The 20,550-nt window shown below is 51.7% G+C and carries 14 protein-coding genes; 9 read left to right on the forward strand and 5 right to left on the reverse strand.

All coding sequences use genetic code 11. From position 1 onward, the window contains the following. The first annotated feature begins 43 nt into the window (after positions 1 to 43). Both BMW93_RS15140 and BMW93_RS15145 read left to right on the forward strand, forming a co-directional pair. Positions 44 to 1,126 carry an AraC family transcriptional regulator gene (locus BMW93_RS15140; RefSeq protein ID WP_090377731.1) on the forward strand — a complete coding sequence of 361 codons (1,083 nt, stop codon included), beginning with the start codon at positions 44 to 46 and terminating at the stop codon, positions 1,124 to 1,126. Between the two features lie 48 nt (positions 1,127 to 1,174). Beyond that, entirely contained in the window at positions 1,175 to 3,607 is a 2,433-nt protein-coding gene (locus BMW93_RS15145; RefSeq protein WP_143061658.1) for an outer membrane beta-barrel family protein, read from the forward strand. 153 nt (positions 3,608 to 3,760) lie between these two features. Here BMW93_RS15145 and BMW93_RS15150 read toward each other — a convergent pair whose 3' ends face one another. Beyond that, positions 3,761 to 4,660 carry a sugar phosphate isomerase/epimerase gene (locus tag BMW93_RS15150; RefSeq protein WP_090377534.1) on the reverse strand — a complete coding sequence of 300 codons (900 nt, stop codon included), beginning with the start codon at positions 4,658 to 4,660 and terminating at the stop codon, positions 3,761 to 3,763. A gap of 57 nt (positions 4,661 to 4,717) precedes the next feature. Continuing rightward, complete coding sequence (locus BMW93_RS15155; protein ID WP_090377536.1) at positions 4,718 to 7,246, reverse strand: phosphocholine-specific phospholipase C; 2,529 nt, start codon at positions 7,244 to 7,246, stop codon at positions 4,718 to 4,720. 219 nt (positions 7,247 to 7,465) lie between these two features. On the opposite strand from BMW93_RS15155, the gene BMW93_RS15160 reads away from it, so the two are divergent. The 7 genes from BMW93_RS15160 to BMW93_RS15190 all read left to right on the forward strand — a co-directional run bounded on the left by BMW93_RS15160 (position 7,466) and on the right by BMW93_RS15190 (position 16,091). Continuing rightward, the gene (locus BMW93_RS15160; protein WP_090377540.1) at positions 7,466 to 7,996 is read left to right on the forward strand and encodes a Panacea domain-containing protein; all 531 of its coding nucleotides are present in this window, start codon (positions 7,466 to 7,468) and stop codon (positions 7,994 to 7,996) included. Between the two features lie 24 nt (positions 7,997 to 8,020). After that, the gene (locus BMW93_RS15165; RefSeq protein ID WP_229240455.1) at positions 8,021 to 8,437 is read left to right on the forward strand and encodes a hypothetical protein; all 417 of its coding nucleotides are present in this window, start codon (positions 8,021 to 8,023) and stop codon (positions 8,435 to 8,437) included. A 78-nt stretch (positions 8,438 to 8,515) separates the two neighbouring features. Continuing rightward, on the forward strand, positions 8,516 to 10,912 hold the full coding sequence (locus BMW93_RS15170) for a TonB-dependent receptor (protein WP_090377546.1): 2,397 nt from the start codon (positions 8,516 to 8,518) through the stop codon (positions 10,910 to 10,912). Between the two features lie 30 nt (positions 10,913 to 10,942). Then, the gene (locus tag BMW93_RS15175) at positions 10,943 to 12,157 is read left to right on the forward strand and encodes a DUF4374 domain-containing protein (protein WP_090377549.1); all 1,215 of its coding nucleotides are present in this window, start codon (positions 10,943 to 10,945) and stop codon (positions 12,155 to 12,157) included. A 155-nt stretch (positions 12,158 to 12,312) separates the two neighbouring features. Next, positions 12,313 to 12,873, forward strand: coding sequence for a TetR/AcrR family transcriptional regulator (locus BMW93_RS15180; RefSeq protein WP_090377552.1), 561 nt, complete (start codon positions 12,313 to 12,315; stop codon positions 12,871 to 12,873). Between the two features lie 66 nt (positions 12,874 to 12,939). Then, positions 12,940 to 13,692: an SDR family oxidoreductase gene (locus tag BMW93_RS15185; protein WP_090377555.1), complete on the forward strand. Its 753-nt coding sequence runs from the start codon at positions 12,940 to 12,942 to the stop codon at positions 13,690 to 13,692. Positions 13,693 to 13,865: 173 nt separating this feature from the next. After that, positions 13,866 to 16,091, forward strand: a complete 2,226-nt coding sequence (locus BMW93_RS15190) for a S41 family peptidase (protein WP_090377558.1) — start codon at positions 13,866 to 13,868, stop codon at positions 16,089 to 16,091. A 3-nt stretch (positions 16,092 to 16,094) separates the two neighbouring features. On the opposite strand, the gene BMW93_RS15195 is transcribed toward BMW93_RS15190, so the two are convergent. The 3 genes from BMW93_RS15195 to BMW93_RS15205 all read right to left on the reverse strand — a co-directional run bounded on the left by BMW93_RS15195 (position 16,095) and on the right by BMW93_RS15205 (position 20,126). Beyond that, positions 16,095 to 18,545 carry a TonB-dependent receptor domain-containing protein gene (locus BMW93_RS15195; protein ID WP_090377560.1) on the reverse strand — a complete coding sequence of 817 codons (2,451 nt, stop codon included), beginning with the start codon at positions 18,543 to 18,545 and terminating at the stop codon, positions 16,095 to 16,097. Between the two features lie 99 nt (positions 18,546 to 18,644). Further along, entirely contained in the window at positions 18,645 to 19,460 is an 816-nt protein-coding gene (locus BMW93_RS15200) for an AraC family transcriptional regulator (protein ID WP_090377563.1), read from the reverse strand. A gap of 132 nt (positions 19,461 to 19,592) precedes the next feature. After that, the gene (locus BMW93_RS15205; protein ID WP_090377566.1) at positions 19,593 to 20,126 is read right to left on the reverse strand and encodes a YceI family protein; all 534 of its coding nucleotides are present in this window, start codon (positions 20,124 to 20,126) and stop codon (positions 19,593 to 19,595) included. Positions 20,127 to 20,550 lie beyond the last annotated feature (424 nt).

A 20,550-nucleotide genomic window follows, 5' to 3' on the forward strand; every position in this document is an offset into this window, starting at 1 on the left:
GGTTTCCAAACAGTTACATTTGGGCTACAATCGGTTGGGTTTTATGGATATAGGCAAAGAAATCCTCTTCTTTTTCAGCGCGCTGGGTGCATTCAACGGCATTCTGCTTGGGATATTTCTGCTGTTTTTTACCCAAAAAAAATACCTCGCCAACAACTTCCTGGCCGGTTTACTGCTGGCTTCGAGCGTCAGGATCGCGAAATCGGTGTGTCTGTATTTTGATGGAGGGCTGCCTAAAATTTACCTGCAAATAGGCCTCTCGGCTTGCTTTTTCATCGGACCGTTTTTGTACTATTTCGTGCGCTCGGCGGTGACACCGCTCGAAAAAACGCCCAAAGCCTGGACCTGGACGTTGGTTGGCCTGGCCGCACTTACGCTCGGTGTGGGTATCGTCGTACCCTATGCCGAATACCCTGTTTTGTGGAATAAAGTGATTGCAAGGCTGATTTACGTGCAATGGTTCGGCTTTTTACTGGCATCCGGCATTCTGATCCGCGATCTGCTGCGGAAACTGTTTCGCCGTTCCTATCATATGAAACCCGCGGAAACCTGGATTTCCATGATTTTCCTGGGGAATGTGCTGATCTTCCTTTTGTATTTTTCTTCGCTGATCAACGCGCCGTTCGCTTCGTACATCAGCGGTTCCATCGCTTTCTCGCTCATCCTTTACCTGATGATCACACTGGTGATCTACAAAAAGAAAACCGACGAACTGTTCCTGCTTTTGCCCGATAAACCCGTTGTAAAGAAACTGAATGAAAGTGACGCGGAAATATGGCTTGACAAGCTGGAAAAGGTGATGACGGAAAAAGCCGTTTACAAAAATCCCGATCTGAAACTACACGACCTCTCGCGGGAAATTCAGGTGTCAGGCCACCAGCTATCGGCCTTGTTGAATGATCGCCTGGGCAAGAATTTCACTACGTATATCAATGAATGGCGCATCGCCGAAGCCTGCAAAATGATCGCTACCGAGCAGCACCTGACCCTCGAAGCGATCGGTTACGAGGTGGGTTTCAATGCCAAATCCACGTTTTTTGCGGCATTCAAGAAAGTGAAGGGCACCACGCCTTCTTCTTTTCAACAAACTATCAATCAGTCGATTGCAGATCAACCTCGGTATTGATTTATAAATCCGTACTCCTGATTTGCCTTTTGCATACCTCCGGAAACGGTGAGCATTGGATTTTTGCCCCAAACCAGATCCATTGTTACAGCCATGAAGCTTTCCGGCATCCTTTTTCCCATCCTTTTTTTACTTAACCAAATAGCCATTGCCCAAAACCGGTATTCGGTTGTGGGTAGTGCCGTCAATGCAAACCGCCAACAGGTGGCCGTGTACGCCCGCCTGCTGGCACTACCCGACTCCGCATTGCTGCAAGGCGCCCCATTCGAAGATGGTCGCATCAGCTTCACCGGCATTCAACCCGAATCCGTGGCCCTGCGGCTCAGCAGCATCGGCCTTGCGGATTCGCTCATGGTGATCACCCGTAACGGCCGCACGCAAATCGACCTCGGTACCATTCTCATGCGTGAGCACGTGCAGGCGCTCGCAGGCGTAACCGTGCGCGGACAGGCACCGCTCGTGCGGCAAGGCACCAATGGTACCACGGAAATCCAGGTGACCGGCAGCATTCTGGCGGGTAGTACATCGGCCACGGAACTGCTTGGGCGATCTCCCGGCATTATTTTCACCGAAGGCCGCGCGGGCGTCGCGGGACGCGGCGAGGCATTGATTTTCCTGAACGGGCAGGCCATTACCTATGAACAAATGGCGGCCATTCCCGTGAGCCGCATCGCCCGCGTGGAAGTGATCCCGAACCCGTCGGCGCGGTACGATGCCGAGGGCAAGGCGGTGATCAATATCATTACCAAATCGGTCGTTGACGGCGGCACGACGGGCTCCGTAACCCAGCAATATGCCTATACCCGATTTGCCGGCAGCGAACTCAATACCCTCGCCGACGCCCAGTACATGCGCAACAGGCTGTCTCTACAAGCCAATTACGCCCTCCAAACCGGCAACAGCCGTGAAGTGCTGCATACCACACGCACACGCCCCTCACCCACCGAATACCTGCATTCCGACCTCACCACCGACTGGCAGCGCAAAATGCGTAACTATTCCAATTTCGGTGCGGGGGCACAGCTGAATCTGAATACAAACAGCTATCTATCATTAAGTTACAAAGGGAATTTATACAGCCTGGGAGGCAACCAGAACAGCAGCAATGCTCTTACCGACGCTTCGGGAACCCGTTTTTACCAAAGCCGCGTCGCGAAGGACGAGGAACGCTGGAACCACGCCGTCACCCTTAATTTCCAACAGGCCTTGGATACGCTGGGCTCCGCATTGTTCATCGGGACACAATACGCGCGCTTTCAAACCGACCAGCACGACCGCATTGCCGAAAACAGCCTCTCGGGCGACAGTACAGCCGCCCGCAGCCTGCTCAACGACGTGCTGGTCCGCATCAACATTTCCAGCACCCAGCTCGATTACACCAGGGCATTCGGCAACGGCAGCAAACTCGAAACCGGTGCGAAATTCAGCTTTGCGGACAATGGCTCCGGTACTGATTTCCTGGTTTCCGCGGAAGACGGCCCTTTTGTACCCGACCCTGCCCTGAGCAGCAATTTCCGGTACCGCGAGAAGGTACCCGCCGCCTATCTCAATTTTCAGGGAAACACAAAGGGCAATATGCATTTCGGTGCGGGTGTGCGGGGCGAATACACGAGCTACACACTCAATACCACCGCACGTGGCGGGCAGATTATCGGCGACCGCTATTTCAATGTATTTCCTAACCTGTTTGTAAGTAAAAACTTCACTAACGGCCTCCAAAGCCGCATTTCCTATGTTTCGAAGATCACACGGCCGCGCTACCAGGCACTCAATCCGTTCGTGATTTACCAGGACCCGTTCACGACCATCGAAGGCAATCCGAACATGCAGCCCGAGAAGATCCACACTTTCGAAACCGGCCTGCAATACAAGCAACTCGACGTCCGCGCGGGTTACACGTACACGAAGGACAAGATCAGCGGCGCCGCATTGCGCGGCGACTCGCCCAACAGCTACATTCTCAAAGGCATCAATCTCGCCAAAGAGCATTCTCTTTTCATTACGGCTTCCGCCACATTCCACGTCGCCTGGTGGAGCTCGACCAACACCCTTACCGTGAGCCGCAATAACCTCATCGACAATGAATACGGCTTTGAAATTCTCAAACCGAAACCGCAACTTTACGCTTATACCAACAATACCTTTGATGTAAATCACTTGTTCAAAATCCAGCTAACGGCCTGGTACCTCAGCGCAAGGTCACAGGGGCTTTACAATGATTTCAGTCGGTCGACGGTAACGTTGGGTGTCGAAAAGGACTTCCTGAAAAATGCATTGAAAATCAGGCTGACGGCGAACGACATTTTTCATCAGAGCCACGTCCACGGCAAATACAGCGTCGGGGCGACGGATATTTATTATCATCGCACCTACTCGACGGCATTCTTCGGCATCAGCGCAACGTACCGGTTCGGGCGAGCCGGGAAGGTTACGTTTAACAGTAAATCGACGGGAGAAATCGAGCAGAATCGGGCGAGGTGATTGAGCAATGGCTCGAAGGCCCACCTTCGAGCACCTTATTCGCAGGCCTCCGGCCGGTCTTTACAGAAATACGCCCTCGCGGTAAAGACCGACCGGAGGCCTGCGAATAGTGTGTACAAATCGAGAGATTTGCATCAGCGCTTGCAGCGCTGTTTAATAAGTCGTCAAAGCCCCCATGTCCCCCTGCTGCTTCAATATCCTCTTCAACCCATCCACATTCATCGTCAGCCCTACCTCCGCGTCCGGCGCGGTTTCTTCGTTGATGATGCCGATCGGGCCGCGGTAGCTGCTGTCGCGGATGATGCGGATCATTTCGGCCTCCGCGTCGCCGTCGCCGATGGGTACTACTTTTACGGGATTGCCCTTTTTAAGTCCCATCAGATTGACGGCCATTAAATGCGGCAGGATTTTCGGGAAAAACTGGGGAAAGCGCTCGATGTCCTCTTCGGCATGGTGCAGGTTGTAGACGATCCCGATATTCGGTCTTTTGAGATAATCCATGACTTCCAGCTGGTTTTCCGGCATGCCATACCAGCCTCCGTGATTATAAAGTCCTACCGTACAACCTATTTCAGCGGCTTTGTCGGCAATGTAGGCGACGGGTTTCGCAACTGCCTCCACCTTCTGCTGCTGGGTCATTTTGTCCATGTCTTTAATCCCGCCGATCATGCACCAGATCTCTGTTTTGACCTTGTGCCTTTTGAGCAGATCGAGGATAATGGGCAGGTTTTTATCATTTTCCGGGTTCGGGCCGGAATAGAGCCAGAATGCCTGCAATTGGATGTGATGCTTTTTCAATGCTTCCAGCTCGGCATCGAATTCGGGGATGTGCTTTTCGCGCCAGTCGTATGCGAGCATGGTGAAACCCAGCTTGTTGAGCATTTCCGCCCGCTGTTCCGGGTTGCGTTCTTTGGAATCGAAGGGGACAATACACCAGGCAATGAGGTTCTGCCGGGCGTAGATGTTATCGGTACCTTTCTGTTTTTGGGCTGAAACCATCTGGATCGACAGCAACGTGAATAGCGCGCAAATTGCAATCAGTTTTGGGAGCATTGCCGGGTTGTGTTTTATTGAATAAGACCCAACCCGGCGATTTCTCTATACTGTTAATCAAATTTTGCTGTTCGCGTTGGCCATGAAAGGATCAGTGATGCTTTCTTTACCCGTTTCAACGCGTCCTGCGAAGCGCCGCGCCACCCCGGCTGATCCGTGATGCACATTGAAGTCATACCATTGATGACTCCGGGCCGTTGGAACGAGCGTTTTCACCGTTGCTTCACCCGGCAGGCTTATTTCGATATTTTTCTGCTGATAGCTGTTGTCCGTCACCTGGATCTTCAAGGATTTCTTTCCTTTATTGACTGCCACGAGTTCGACATCACCGGTCGGCTTACCGTTTTTAGCCAAAACATACCCGCAGCTGACGGTCAGGTCCGGCTCCTGCGCGTTCCCCGCGAACTCGCGGAAATAGCCATTCGGGCCGTACACCCTCAAATGGTACTGTCCATTTTCGAAATTGGCCAGTTTGAAACTTTCCGTCAGGGTATCGCCCGCTTTCACGGCATAATTCCAGACCCGCAACACTTCTCCCTCGTAAGGGTTCATAGCATAAATGATAAACGGCGCCCCGGCCGATTTCGGGCCGAATACCTTGTTCCCCGCATTCATAGTAACTTCAAATGCGGCCTTATCCGCCGAAAGCGCCCCGTTCACATACAGCTCGTAAGGTAGGGCCACAGACGGCCTGGTACCGCTTTCCTGTTTGGGCAAAAATGGCGAGCCGAGCGGGTTTGCATTGATTTTATCCATTTCCGCCGCATTCAATGCCTTGAAATTAGCAGGTGCGTCTTTGAATTGCGCTTTGTGAATGGTCGTCAGGATTTCATCGCGGTTCACCGGCTGCGGCTTCTTGTAAGCCGACGCGTCGAATGGCTGGAAAACCGTGCTCATATTGCCGCAAATCGTCCGCCGCCATTCGGTAATATTGGTTTCCCGGACCTGCTTCTTCGATTTATGGCTCGTAAATTCTTCCAGGAACTGGATAATGGAAGTATGGTCGAACACCTGCGAGCAAACCTTCCCGCCCCTCGACCAGGGCGATGCTACCACCAACGGCACCCGGAAGCCCAGCCCGATTGCGCCGCCGCGTGCATTCGCCTTCGGCACCTGGGTTTCGTCCTGTTCCAACGGCACGTATTCGGCTTTGGTATCGATGCCCGCGGACACTTTGCCGGAGTTGGGTTTAGTCGGATCAGGGATCGAAAATGGCGGAATGTGGTCGTAATAGCCATCATTCTCGTCATAACAAAGAATAAAGATCGTCTTTTTCCACACCTCCGGATTTTTGGTAAGGATATCGAGTGTCTCGGAAATGTACCACGCACCATACCACGGCGCCGACGGGTGGTCCGAGAAATTCTGAGGCGAGGCCAGGTACGACACCGCCGGCAGCTTGCCTTCGTTCACATCCTTCCGGAACTGGTAAAAAATGTCACTTTTGGGAACATCAATCTTCCGTGTTTCGCCGCCTTCGGTGTAGGAAATCGACGATAGTTTCAGGTAATCCGGATCATTCCGATTCGTTACGAATGCATTGCGGTGCAGCTCTTGCTGAAATACCGACAGCTTTTTAAAGTTCTCCTCGCTGAATTCCGCCAGATCGGCTTCGAGGCGTTCCAGCAATGCGTGGCGCTGCTCCCAGGATTTGGTCAGTTTGTCTTTTTCCGCTCCCGTCGCTGCTTCCATTTTCTCCTTCAATGCGGGCAGATCCTTCTTCGTTTTTTCGACTTCCAAAGTCGCGTAATGGATAAAATCTTTGGAATACTTTACACCATATTGCGCATAACGCTCCAACGGGTTACACCCAAAATTGCTCAGCCAGGAACCTACGCCCGGATGGAACTGCACCACCGCTCCTACCTCATTCTGATAAAACTTCCAGCTGATACCGGCCTCCTGCATACGCTCGGGGAACGTCTTCCATTTCACCGGTTTGTTGATCGAGAAATAGCTGTTCCGCACCACCGCCAGCGAGTCCATCTCCGGCTTCTCGCGGATCGTGCCCGACCAGAGGTAGTAGCGGTTCGGGTGCGTAGGCGTCATCGATGAGCAAAAATTCTGGTCGCAAATCGTGAATGCATCGGCCAATGCATAATAGAACGGAATATCCTCCCGGTCGTAATACCCGAGCGTGAGCGGCATTTCGGCGTATTCCTTGTGGCCGGAGCGTTTGGAAGTGAGCCATTTATCGTATTTCCCGCCATTGTACGCGTCCACCTGCGACTCGCGTGAGTGCGGCAGGTCGTGCATCCAGGTGGCTTTGGTATTTTTAATATCCAGGCGGAACGGCGCGTAAGTATCACCCTTCCGGTCGGTTTGAAGCCATACTTTGTTCTTATTCGGCAGGTCGATCGCCCGGGGATCGTTGAACCCGCGGACACCCTGTAACTTGCCGTAACTGTGGTCGAACGAGCGGTTTTCCTGCATCAGGATCACGACGTGCTCGGCATCTAGGTAAGAGGTATTCGGGTCGGGACTGATCGCCATCGCCCGCTGCACCGACTCCGGGAACAAACTTGCCGCTCCCGCGCCCCCAGCCAGCATTGCTGCCTTCTTAATAAAATCTCTTCTTGAATCCATGGGTTTAGTTTGGGTGGTTGTTAAAATATACAAGTAATGCGAACGACAAAATTACTGATATGGGGACTAGCGGGGAGTTATGAGAATGTTAAGAAAATTTGGAAAAAATCCATAGTGGATGTAAAAATTCCAAAAGAATATATATCTTTGTGTTACTACTCAAATGTTCCTTCATTCTGCACTCAGGTAATCAATATCAGGTAAATCCTATTTTGAGCTATGAACGTATTGGAAGAAAAAATCGAAGGGACCATTCATTTATTACTTTACATTCTGCAAAAGCTGGGCGGGCGCTCCGACATTCACAAGCTTTTTAAAATCCTTTACTTCGCCGAGCAAAAGCATTTGGTCAGGTATGGCGCTGCTATTTCGCAGGACCATTACCATGCGATGAAGAATGGGCCGGTACCTTCTCTTGCCTACGATATTTATAAAAGTGTGAAAGAAGGTAGCCTGGCCTATACCCGCTTCTTTTCGACCATAGACCGCTTTTCCATTGAAGCAATCGCGGATCCCGATCTCGATTTTCTTTCCGAATCGGAAATGCAATGCATTGACGAATCTGTACGGGAAAACAAAAATCTCAGTTTTAACGACCTGACGGACAAATCGCATGACGAGGCCTGGAACCAGACCGCCCGCGACAAGGAAATTAGTCCCATTGCAATAGCCAAAGCCGGTGGTGCGGACAACCATATGGTCAAGTACATTGAAGACCAGTTGCTGATCCATTCGGCAAAGTTTGAATGATAACACAGAGACGCTATCATTCAAATGACATCATTGATCGGGACCGTCCTTCGGATGATGGTCAAAGATACGACTCCGCCCAAAGTCAAGCGTTTCATCATTGTCGGTGAATCGGCTGACAGCCTGACTCTGGCTTCCGTATACATCAATACCGAACTCAATATGAAGGTCAATTACAATCTGGATCTTCAATGCCAGCACATCGAATTTCAGGCTGCCGGTCGTGATTACCTCGACCATACCTCGTTTGTCGACTGCTCGAAACTCAAGATCGTCGAACGTGCCGAGCTCTGTACCATCATTAAAAACCGCCCGGCTGTCGTGATAGGCAGGCTCGATCCGCAAGATTTTGAGGTAGTAAGGCGTCAAATCACCTGCTCCACGACCATCAAAGGTAAAATCAAGAAACGCTACGGCTTCTACGATTCAGCTTCTCACTAAATTCTAATTTTTTTCAAAACCGACCTTCGGGTGCGTTGCTTTGGGGCTACTAAGAGGTGATATATGAATCAACACCTCATGCCACGCAGTTTACTTATACGTTTATTCCTCCTGATTACCATCAGCTTTAATGGGTTCCACGGGTTCGCCCAAAAACTACCCTCGGTTTCCGGTTATGTCAAAACAGAATCCGGCGAGGCGCTTCCGGGTGTTACCGTTTCAATCTCAAAAACCCCGCACGGCGTTACGACCGATCCGAACGGGTTTTTCGAATTGCCTAACGTGAAGTCAGGGACTTATACTTTGCAGGCCACTTTGATGGGCTACAAAACAGTATCCGAAACAATCAGTATTCAGTCCGGCAAGACAGCCACTTTCAACTTTCAACTCAAAGAAAACCAGCAAAACCTCAACGAAGTAAGCGTTTACGGCAAAACGGAGACGCAGGCGGTGAAGGAACAGGCATTTACCGTGAATGCGATCGAAACGAAGCAATTCCAGAACACGACTGCCGACCTCAACCAAGTACTCAACCGCAGCGCAGGCGTACGTATCCGCGAGCAGGGCGGGCTCGGGTCTAGCTTCAACTTTTCGATCAACGGGCTTTCCGGGAAGGCCGTCAAATACTTTATCGACGGCGTACCGATGGAGGTCATGGGCAGCGCGATGTCGCTGAACAACATTCCGGTCAATCTTTCGGAGCGGATCGAGGTGTACAAGGGCGTCGTGCCGGTGCAGCTGGGCTCGGATGCGATGGGCGGCGCGGTGAACGTGATTACCAACCAGAAACAGACGAACTATCTCGACCTGAGCCATAGCTACGGCTCGTTTAACACCCACCGTTCGGCGCTGACGGCCCAATATGTGCACAAGCCGACGGGCATTACCGTGAAAGCAAGCGGCTTTTTCAATTATTCCGACAACAACTATAAAATGAAGGGCGTCGAGATCCTGGAAGGCGGCACCCGCGTCGGCAACCAGATTACCGACCTTACCGGCGCGAACTTCGTCCTGACCGACGTGAAGCGCTTTCACGACCATTACCGCTCGGGAATGGGCCAGGTGGAGGTCGGCATTACCAATAAAAGCTGGGCCGATGTACTTTATGCGGGTTTTGGTTACTCGGAGAGCCGCCAGGATCAGCAAACGGGTTTCGAGCAGGCCATTGTGTATGGCAACGTGCAGCGGAAAGGTAAATCCTCGACCGGAACATTGCGGTACAAGAAAAACAATCTGCTCGTAAATGGGCTGGATGTCAACCTGTTTGCTTCGCTTTCGACCGACAAATATCTGACCGCCGACACCCTGCTCCGCCAATATTACTGGGACGGTTCCTGGACTACCAAGGGCGCTACCGAAATGGGAGGCATCAAGTCGCTTTCGCACATCATCCGCCCGCGCGCCTTCCTGCGTGCGAATGCGAGCTACACGCTCAACGAAAAGCATTCTTTTAACCTCAACTACACCATCGACCGTCTCAAAAACGAGAATTACAATGAACTGCTCGTGTCAGGCGACGATATGCCGGGCATTATGACGAAGCAAATCCTGGGCCTGGCCTACCAGCAAGAGCTGCTCGACAAGCGCTGGACGAATACATTCTTTGGAAAATATTATGGTCTGAGCCTCGAACGGAAGAAGTGGATCGACAATGACTACCAGGTTTTGACCGACAAATTCCCGAATTACGGTTACGGTGTCGCATCGCGGTACAAAATCCTGCCTGACCTCGGTGTGAAGCTCTCGGTTGAGCATACTTTCCGCTTGCAGGAAGTGGAAGAAGTGTTTGGGGACGGCTTGAACGTCCAGCCCAATCCCGACCTGAAACCCGAACGCAGCGACAACGTAAACCTGGGCTCCTACTATGGCTTCCGGACGGGCAAGCACCGCTTTTTCGCCGAGGCGGCCGGTTTTTACCGCAATGCTTCCGACTTTATTTACCCCGTGGCCGACCAGCGTTCGAAGGCTTTGAAAAACGAAAACAAATCGAATGTACGCGTGACGGGCTTCGAGGCGGAACTGCGGTACGATTACGCCGACCTGCTTTCCTTCAATGTGAACGCCACCTACCAAAGTGCTGTTAACATGACCAAATTCGGGAGCACGGCTTCCAATGTGCCCGAAGCGACTTACAAGAACAAAATCCCTAATCAGCCGTGGTTCTTCGGTAATGCCAATTTCGGCATCGGGAAAAGTGATGTGTTTATGAAAGGTTCCCGATTGCAATTCAGCTGGTTTACCCAGTATGTGCATTGGTTTTACCTGACCTGGGAGGCGTTCGGCAATGTAAACGGCAAATCGACGATCCCGAGCCAGCTGATCCACAATGCGACGCTGAGCTATTCATTCGCGGACGGCCGCTATAATGTGTCGGCGGAATGCCGCAACCTGACCGACGACCTCGCTTACGACAATTTCAGGCTCCAAAAACCCGGCCGTGCATTCGCGTTGAAACTCCGCTATTTTATCCATTAATAACTCAAATTTTATCTTTAAACACCCAAAATGAACAGATTATTCAGCTACCCGGCAAAAGCCATCCTGATTGCCCTCACCGCTTTAACCCTCAACGGATGCAGTGACAGCGACGACAATAACGGAGGCACCCCAGTGGAAGAAGAAGGCAAGTATTCGGCGGTCCTTTGCGTAGGGGCATGGCCTAATACCGCCTATTATATCGCCGATGTGCCGTCGCTGACGAGCGGCACCATCAGCCTCAAAGGCAACGGCGCCGAGATGACCGGCAAAGTATATGCCCAGGACATTATTCAAAAGGATGGATTTTACTACCACGCCAACTTCGGCAGCGGCCGTTTTGGTAAATACCATGTCGAAAACGGGGCATTGGTGATCGATAAGGAAGTGCCGTTCACGTTTCTCAATTGGAGCTCCTTTGCGTGGATCGACGATCAGACGCTCGTGATTTTCGGTGAAGGCGAAAGCGAGGGCCGCTATGCGATCGTGAAGGTCGCCGACATGACCGTGACTACCGGAAAGCTCGACCTGAAAGCGAAACCGACAGGATTTGATGGTTACAGCATCGGATTTGCCGAGTACCGCGACGGAAAGCTGTTCATCGGCTACCAGTTCTCGTCGTCCGACTGGACGCAATATCCTAACATGCCCGTTTACAAGGAGTTCAATGTGGCTGTTGTGAGCTACCCGTCCATGAAAACGGAAAGCACCATTACCGATACCCGCAGCACGACACCGGGCGGCCCGATCGTGTACGCGCCGGCTTCCTTCCAGGATGAAAACGGGGATATTTATTTCATCAGCGACCCTGTGGGTGGTTATGACTACAAATCGCCTTCGGCTGTATACCGCATCAAAAAAGGCGCTACCACACTTGACCCAACCTATTATTTCGACCTCTCGGCCAAAACCGGCAACGGAATGGGCCCTGCCATGTGGTACATCGGAAACGGCAAGGCCATCGTACGAACGCGCATTGCGGGCACGAGCATCGACGCCGACCACTCATTCTCGGTGATCGATGTGAAAAACGGGGCATTTATTAAAAAACTCGACCTCCCTGCCGACAAAGGTGAGCGGATGGTGAATGCCGTGGTGGTGGAAGACGGCAAAGCATACATCGCCGTGAATGCGGTTGACAAAGATTACATCTGGGAATACGACCCGTCGGCGGACAAGCTGACCAAAGGCGCCGAGTTTGTGGACGGTATCGATTATATCCTCCGTTTGGAAAAAACAAAATAACGGGTTCACTATCAGGAACTAGTCTGGTGTGTCAGAAGAGCCCTGCGGTAAATTTCCGCGGGGTTTCTTTTTTTGTTTAAAATAAAATTGGATAAAAGCTTGGAAAACTTACTAACTAGTAAGTAAATTTGAGCCATCATTTAAATGCATGCAATATGAGATCGGAAACAAAGGATAAAATTGCCGAACTGGCCACCGAACTGGTGCAGCAGGTAGGCTACCCTTCTTTGAGCTACCAGCAGATCTCGTCGCAGCTGGGCATGAAGAATGCGGCAGTGCATTACCATTTTCCCAGCAAGGAAGATCTTGGGCTGGATGTGGTACGCCGCGATCATGAGGTTTTTACCAAATTCGCCGCCAGTTTGCAGGATAAAAGTCCCGAGGAAAAACTGGATGCATTTCTGGCCATGTACCAGCAATACCTTGAAAACGGCAACCGCATTTGCATGATCGGCGCCAGCGCGTCGGATTACAAGCAACTCCCCGACTCGATCCGGCTGGAAGCGGCGACGTACTTGTCGGAGGTGAAAGAATGGTTTACGCGTGTCCTCGAAGCTGGTAAATCCGAAGGCGTATTTCAATTCAAAGGCAGTGCAGCCGGGAAGGCCGGATTGGTAACCTCCGCGCTCGCGGGCGCGTTGCAGCACGCACGGCTCATTGGCAACGACCATTACCTGGCCGTAGTAGCCCAGTTGAAACTCGAACTCAAACCATAAATTTTTTGCCCAAATAACTTACTTACTAGTAAGTATAAAAATCAATTTATATTAAATCAAACAACCATGTCGACACAAAAAGTAGCCTTCATTACCGGCGGTAACCGCGGAATAGGATTTGAAACAGCCCGCAAACTGGGCAAGCTGGGCATTTTTCCCGTGATAGGCGCCCGCGACGAAGCGGCAGGCCGGGAAGCCGTTGAAAAGCTGAAAACAGAAGGCATCAACGCCGAGTCCATCCGGTTCGAGGTATTGAACGAGGCCGATTATACAGCTGCCTATACCTATTTCGAAAACAAATTCGGCAAACTCGATATCCTGATCAACAACGCGGGTATCAGTCGTGAAGGCGAGCCGTTTGCGGCCATTGGCAGGGAGCGCGCCACGAGCGGGCTGTCGCGCGAGGCGTTGCGCGATACGATGGAAGCCAATTTCTTCGCGGTCGTTTTCATTACGCAGGCTCTCTTGCCGCTCATTCAAAAATCGGACGCCGGCCGGATCGTTAACCTTTCCAGCACCCTTGGCTCGCTGGGCCTCCACTCCGACCCCGACTCACAGATATACGCCGTAAAAATGTTCGCCTATGGTGCCTCCAAAACCGCATTGAATGCATTCACCGTGCATTTGGCCCATGAATTGAAGGACACTACCGTCAAGGTAAACTCGGTACACCCCGGCTGGGTACAGACACCGCTGGGCGGCTCGGTAGCACCGATGACGCCCGAAGACGGCGCCGAAACCAGCGTTCGCCTTGCTACCATCGGTGCCGATGGCCCTAACGGCGGCTTCTTCTTCCTGGACGACACACTTCCCTGGTAAGGAACATTCCTCAGCGTAGCCCGGCGAACGTCGCCCGGCGACACTTTGCTAAGAATCCCCGATGCATTTCGAAATGCGTTGGGGATTCTCGTTTAGCGTCAGGTAACATTCATTTCACATCCGGTTACAGTATTAGCATTAGTAACCCTTCTTTTACAAAGAAAACCTCACTCATGCGATACATTTTTACCCTGCTCCTGTGCGCGTTTTGCATTGCGAACGCCCTTGCGCAACAGCCTTCATCTACAAATTTTAACTTCAATTTTGAGAAAACAGCGCCTGCCGACGGATTACCTAACCCCTGGATGGAATGGGGCAAGGGCTATATCCTTACAACCGACACCACGGAAAAATACCAGGGAAGGGCGTCGGTCCGCATTCAATCGCCGGCTTCGATGGACAATATCCAATTTGGGTGTGCGGCGCACATGATCCCGGTTTCATACAGCGGCCAGGAGATCGAGCTGCGGGGATATATGAAATTCAAAGACGTGGAAAAAGGCTGGGCCGGATTAATGTTGCGGGTTGACGGGAAGCCGGGAATACTGAATATGAGCAACATGCAATCGGAAAACCTGCATGGAACGGCGGACTGGAAACAGTACAGCATCAAATTCCCCTATCCTCCGCGGGCCGAAAAGGTATTTATCGGCGCATTGCTCGTCGGTTCCGGCACGGTCTGGATCGATCAGTTTGAACTGCTGATCGACGGCAAGCCATTTAACGAGGCACCTCCCAGAAAAATCCCGGCGGCCGAGCTCGACACCGAGTTCGACGGCGGCTCGAAACTAGCCCTAGGCCCGGGACACCCGCTTTCAAAAGAACAAACTGATAATCTCGCCAGGCTAGGCAGGATCTGGGGTTTTGTGAAATACCATCACCCTGCCGTAACCGGCGGGAATTTCAATATGGATTACGAGCTATTCCGCGTGGCCGGACCCTATATCGCCGCCAAAAATGACACTGAAAGGCAGCGTGTGCTCACGCAATGGCTGGCTAAATTAGGCCCTGTGAAGGCATTAACCGGCGAAACTATCCCCGCCGGCGCAGCATTGAAACCCGATTTTGCCTGGATCAATGCATGGGATAAGGCGCTGTCGTCCACGCTGGATTCGATCCGTAAGGCAGAACGAAAGGGTGAACTGTATTACGTCGCCGCAAACCCGGGCGCAGGTAACCCCGATTTTAAAAATGAGAATGCCTATAAGGGAATGGCCTACCCCGACGCCGGTTTCAGGCTGCTTTCATTGTTCCGTTACTGGAATATGATCGAGTATTTTTTTCCCTACAAACCCCTCATTCGCGAAGACTGGTATGCGGTGTTGCAGGAATTCGTGCCCAAATTCGTGATGGCGGCCGACGAAACGGAATACAAGCTCGCCGCGCTTGCACTCATCACGCGTGTGAAAGACTCGCACGCCAACCTGTACGGCTATCATGACGCGCTGGACAAATATTTCGGAAAGAACTACGCGCCCGTGGAGCTGGGCTTCATCGAAGGCAAACCCGTCGTCATCAATTATTATAATGCACAATTGGGTGAACAAACGGGCCTGAAACCCGGCGACGTCATCGAAACGATCAATGGTAAGAATGTTCAACAGATCATCGCCGCGCAAAAGCCGTATACGCCCGGATCTAATCCGGTCATTCAGTTGAAAACCATGGCGCCGAATTTGCTCCGCAGCAATGACTCCACCCTCGCAATCACCTTCAAGCGGAGCGGAAAAATACAAAAATCCACCATTGCGGTCTATCCGCGCGGCAAGATCAATATCTACGCCAATTTCAATAATAAGGACACTTGCTTTAAGATGATCGAACCGGATGTCGCTTATGTATTTCCAGGAAAATTCAAAAACACCTATCTGCCCGCCATCACCCCGGAACTCATGAAAAGCAAGGGCCTGATTGTAGATATGCGTTGCTATCCATCCGATTTCATGGTGTTTTCATTCGGCCAAATGCTGCTACCGGAAGCAAGGCCCTTTGTGAAATTCACCAATCCCCAATTCCAGATGCCCGGGGTGTTTACCTGGTTGCCAGAACTGAAAGTAGGCAAAACCAACCCCGGCCCCTACAAAGGCAAAGTGATCGTGATCGTGAATGAAAGCACGATGAGCCAGTCCGAATACACCACCATGGCGTTTTCGGCAGCGCCGAATGTAACCGTGATCGGTAGTACAACAGCCGGTGCGGATGGAAACGTATCGCCCATCGTACTGCCCGGTGGCATTGGTACGGGCATCAGCGGGATCGGCATCTACTATCCCGACGGCCGCGAAACCCAGCAAATCGGCATCGTGCCACAAGTGAAGGTAGAGCCCACGATCCGCGGCATTGCCGCCGGCCGGGACGAGCCGTTGGAAAAGGCGTTGCAGCTGATTCATGGAAAGTAGGCCTCAAAACTCCCGCTCGCCGAATTCGCTGGCCGGGAGTTTTGCTTTTTTGGTCAGCTGGTTAAGGTTATAGCTCAGGTTAATGAGGAAAACGTCAGGTTCCTGAATGTAATTGGTGGTCGTGTAAAAGTCTCTACCCCAGGTGGATATACGCTGACGATTGGACCCTATGAAGCCGAGATCCATGTTTTGCCATTGCAATGTGGCCGCCAGCTTGCCTTTCAGGAATGTCTTCTTCACCGCCAGCGACGGATTCACGAAACGCGAGTCCTCGCCCTGCGCCGTCACCCTTTTCGACAGGTAGGCTATCGCCCATTGCATCTGCAACGCCGGGGCGATTTTGAAGGTGGTGTTGGCATTGAATGAATACACTACGCCCGAAGTATTCACAACAACCGTGTTACGGAAAAGCCCGCCTTCGATCGCGTACCGGTACACGTTCGCACCGGCGTAAAGCTGCCACCATTTGGTCAGGTTTGCATTCCCGCCGATTTCCAGGCCCCAGGATGTAGCCAGGCCGGCATTGGTATAAATGCGGTTTACAATGGTGTCATTATAAACGCTATTGACCCGGTTGACCACGTTTTTGATCCGCTGATTATACAAGGTTGCAAAAGCGCTTCCCTTTTCAAACTCTTTCACCACACCCACTTCGGCCTGACCAATAAATTCGGGCAAAATATCCGGGTCGCCCGATTCCAGGGTCTCGGAATGCTCACGTTCAGGAAATGGGTTCAGCTCGTTGTTCGTCGTGCGTTGCACGCGGCGGGTGTAGCCTGCCTTCCCGCGCCAGCCTTTGGAGATCTGGTAATGCAGCTGCGCCGAAGGGAAGAAATTGGACAAAGCAAGATTACGGGTATCGGTACCCATGGCGGCAAATTGTCGCAAGGCATATTCATAGCGCAAGCCAGCCGAATAGTCCAGTTTCCCCGATTCCCCGGAGTATTGCCCGTACACCGAATGAATATGGTTTTCGAGCCGCGTGCGGCTAGAAAACTGCGGTACCAGCACAAACTCACCGGTTTCGAGGTTTTGATCCAGATATTGAAATACCCCTTTCTGTACCTGGTTACGGTATTGATAGCCGGTTTCCAGCTTTCCTTTCCCAATGGGCGCAACGTAATCGGCCTGCAAGCGGAAGGCATTCAAGGGGTTCTCGCCCGGGTTACGTGTGCTTTGCAACGTGCGCGTGCGACCCGGTTCGGATAAGTTGATATTGGTTGTCAGCCCGTCCAGCTCCGCGGATTCTGCCAATCCCGACAATGTGAGCTCGGATTTGTCGGCAAAACGGTGCAGGTAATCGAGGTTACCGGAAAGCACATCGGCCGTTTTCTCCGCTATATTGGAATTGAAATAGGTAATCCTCCCCACGTTTTGCCCTGTTTCCAAGTCAGTTTTGGTATTATTATAAATCAAATCGGCCCTCCTCGACTGGAAACGGTATCCTTTGTAAAAACCTGCCGAAATCACATTCGAAGGATCGGCGGTGAAATTTACTGCCGCCCGCGCCGTGTAATTGTAACGTTTGAAGCTACGCTCGCCGTCGGATGGAAAAGAGGTAAAAACATCGCCTATCGTCGTGTTCACATCACCGGTTCGTCGGCCGGCAATGTCGTTCCTCAGGTAATTTCCACTCAAATTCACTTCCCATTTGCCCGTTTTTACACCCCAGGAAGCATCTGCACCAAACCGCTGCGGATTTTTCAGGTTATGATAGGTATGCACGGAAGGTAACCCCGCCTGCACATTCACAATCAAACTCCGGCTGTTCTCACCGACGGTTTTGGTGGTGATATTGATGATCCCCGATTTTCCGTCCGGATCGTAGCGCGCCGACGGGCTGGTAATGATCTCCACCGTTTCAATGCTGTTAGCGGGGATCTGGTTGAGCACGATCGCCGGGTCGGTCAGCACAGGTTTGCCATTCACGAGCACCAGAAAGCCCGTCGACCCGCGCAGCGTGATGTCGCCTTCGCTGTTCACCGTCACCGATGGCGTGTTTTTGAGCACATCCACCGCCGTACCGCCCTGGCTTCCCAGGAATGCTCCTGCGCGGTACACCTGGCGGTCGATCCTGGACTCAACGGCGTCCCGGTTGCCCTTTACTTCCACGGCGTCAAGCACACGTCCGTCGGCCTGCATGGCGATCGGTCGTAGCTCCACCACGCCTGTGCCCGCGGGTACGGATGTGCGGATTGTCCGGTATCCCATGTATTGCGACTCCACATAATAGGCCGCGATCCCCTGCTTTTCGAAACGAAAAAGACCCTGCTCGTCGGCCAGCACGCCGCTTACCAGCACCGAATCGGCCGAGCGGTACAATGCGACGGAGGCATAAGGCAGTGCCTGGCCGGTTTGCCGGTCGGTGATTTTACCCGTAATGACAACCTGGGTCTGCGCCCCGGCCGGGAACATCAGGCAAAAAAGAAATGCAACTGTAAAGAATAATTTCATAAGGGTTATTTCCGCCCGTTCATGGTGTTGAGTGATGCGGCAAAAATAACCCTACAAATTCAGTAGACTTTTGTACTTTCCGTCCGAAAACTGGTACATTCAGGAAATCCCCTTGCGGTAAATGCTCGGCAAGACGCCGGTTTGCCTTTTGAAGAATTTATTGAAATGCGAAGGATCGGTAAAACCGAGTTCGTAGGCGATTTCGCCGAGGTTTGCCTGCGAATAGAGCAACAACCGCTTGGCTTCCGCCGTCAGCTTTTCGTTGATCACTGCCCCGGCTGTTTTGTCGAGAAACTTTCGGGAGTTCCCATTCAGCGTCTTGGCCGTCACATTCAACTCGCCCGCGTACCAGGCCACTTCGTGCCTTGTTTTATAATGCACCGCTACCAGTTCGAAGAATGATCGGAGTAAGGGCGGTTCGGGCTGGCTGCGCCCGGTATGCGACTCGCGTTTCAGCAAATTGAAAAGTAGCAACAGGTAAGTCTGGACGACCGCCTCGTAATTCGGCTTCCGCACAACATATTCATTTTCAATACTTTCAAAGATACCCTCTACGGTAGCACCCGTGCTTTCAAGCCGGTAACCGCTGCCGAATGCGAGCGGGAACGTCTGGAAAAGCGCATCGTAAAGCGGGTGACCGAGCAGGAAATCCTTTTGTACCATCACTACAAAGCCCCTGGGAATGGCCGTCAGCTCCCAATTGTGGATCTGGCCGGGCATAACGAGGTACAAGCTGTTGCCGGACACCGGAAAACGGTGGTGATCGATCTGGTGAAGGCCCTCGCCCTGGGTGAGATAAATGATTTCGAGATAATCCTTGTGGCCGTGTGGGTGCGTGGTTTTAATCACCTCTTTCATTCTCTTGATCCGAAACAATTCATTGTCGTTCAGCTTATTCTTGATCTCGATTTGCATACTGGCGGGGCGTAGGTATATTCTATCAAATTAATAGAGTATGCAAATTAAGTCAAAAACCATTTACAAGAAAAAGAGGGTGCCCCGAAACGGGACACCCTCTCGCACATCAGCTACTCTAAATAATGGCTGTTATGCTTGTTTCGCGAGCTGGATATTCGCCAATATTTTGATATTCTCTCCCAATGCGAGGCCGCCGGTCTCAGTCAGCGAGTTGAATGTCACGCCGAACTCCTTGCGGTCGATCGTACCGGTTACTTCAAAACCAACTTTGGTATTGCCCCAGGGATCGCGCTCGGTACCGCCGTACTCGGCTGCAAGTTCTACTTCTTTGGTAACACCTTTGATCGTCAGGTCGCCTACGAGTTTATACAAATCGCCCTTGTCTTTTTTAATGGACGTTGAAACAAAGCTAAATGCGGGGTATTTCTCTGTTTCGAAGAAATCCGCATTGCGCAAATGCTCGTCACGGCCCGGCTGGCCGGTATCCACGCTGTTTACGTCGATCGTAAAATTAACATCCGCATTCTCGAAACTATCGCCTTCCGTCGATGCCGATCCGCTGAAAGTGCGGAAAAAGCCGGTAACGGTCGAGATCACAAGGTGTTTTACTTTAAACTGTACTTCCGAATGCGCTGCATCTACATTCCAGGTTGTCTTTGACATGATTTCATTGTGTTTGATGGTATGAATACTTCACACCTGGCCCTCACAGGAAGCGGTTTGGATAGCCTGCCGTCAGGGCCGGGCGGCGATACAAAATTAGCCCGCATCCACACGCGAGATCGACTGCTTACCCCGAGGTTACCACTATACTTTTATATAGCTGGCTTGAAATAAGGTCACAAAAGAACGGTTTGATATAGCTTTTCATACCAAAATTGTATTACAAGAGCAATAGTATTTTGTAGAAAGGTTTCGACGAATTATTTACTCGTCAATAAACATTTAATTCGATATTTGTCCACAAGTTATTCTATTAACCCGCCTCCTCTCCTTCAAGCCAGACACACTTTACTCCTATTATATCTGCGGCTTCCTTTTGGGAGTCGCCTGACATCACCCGCGCCCCCATAAATGTTATTCCACT

It is taken from the genome of Dyadobacter sp. SG02 (assembly GCF_900109045.1).
In the GTDB taxonomy this organism is placed as follows: domain Bacteria; phylum Bacteroidota; class Bacteroidia; order Cytophagales; family Spirosomataceae; genus Dyadobacter.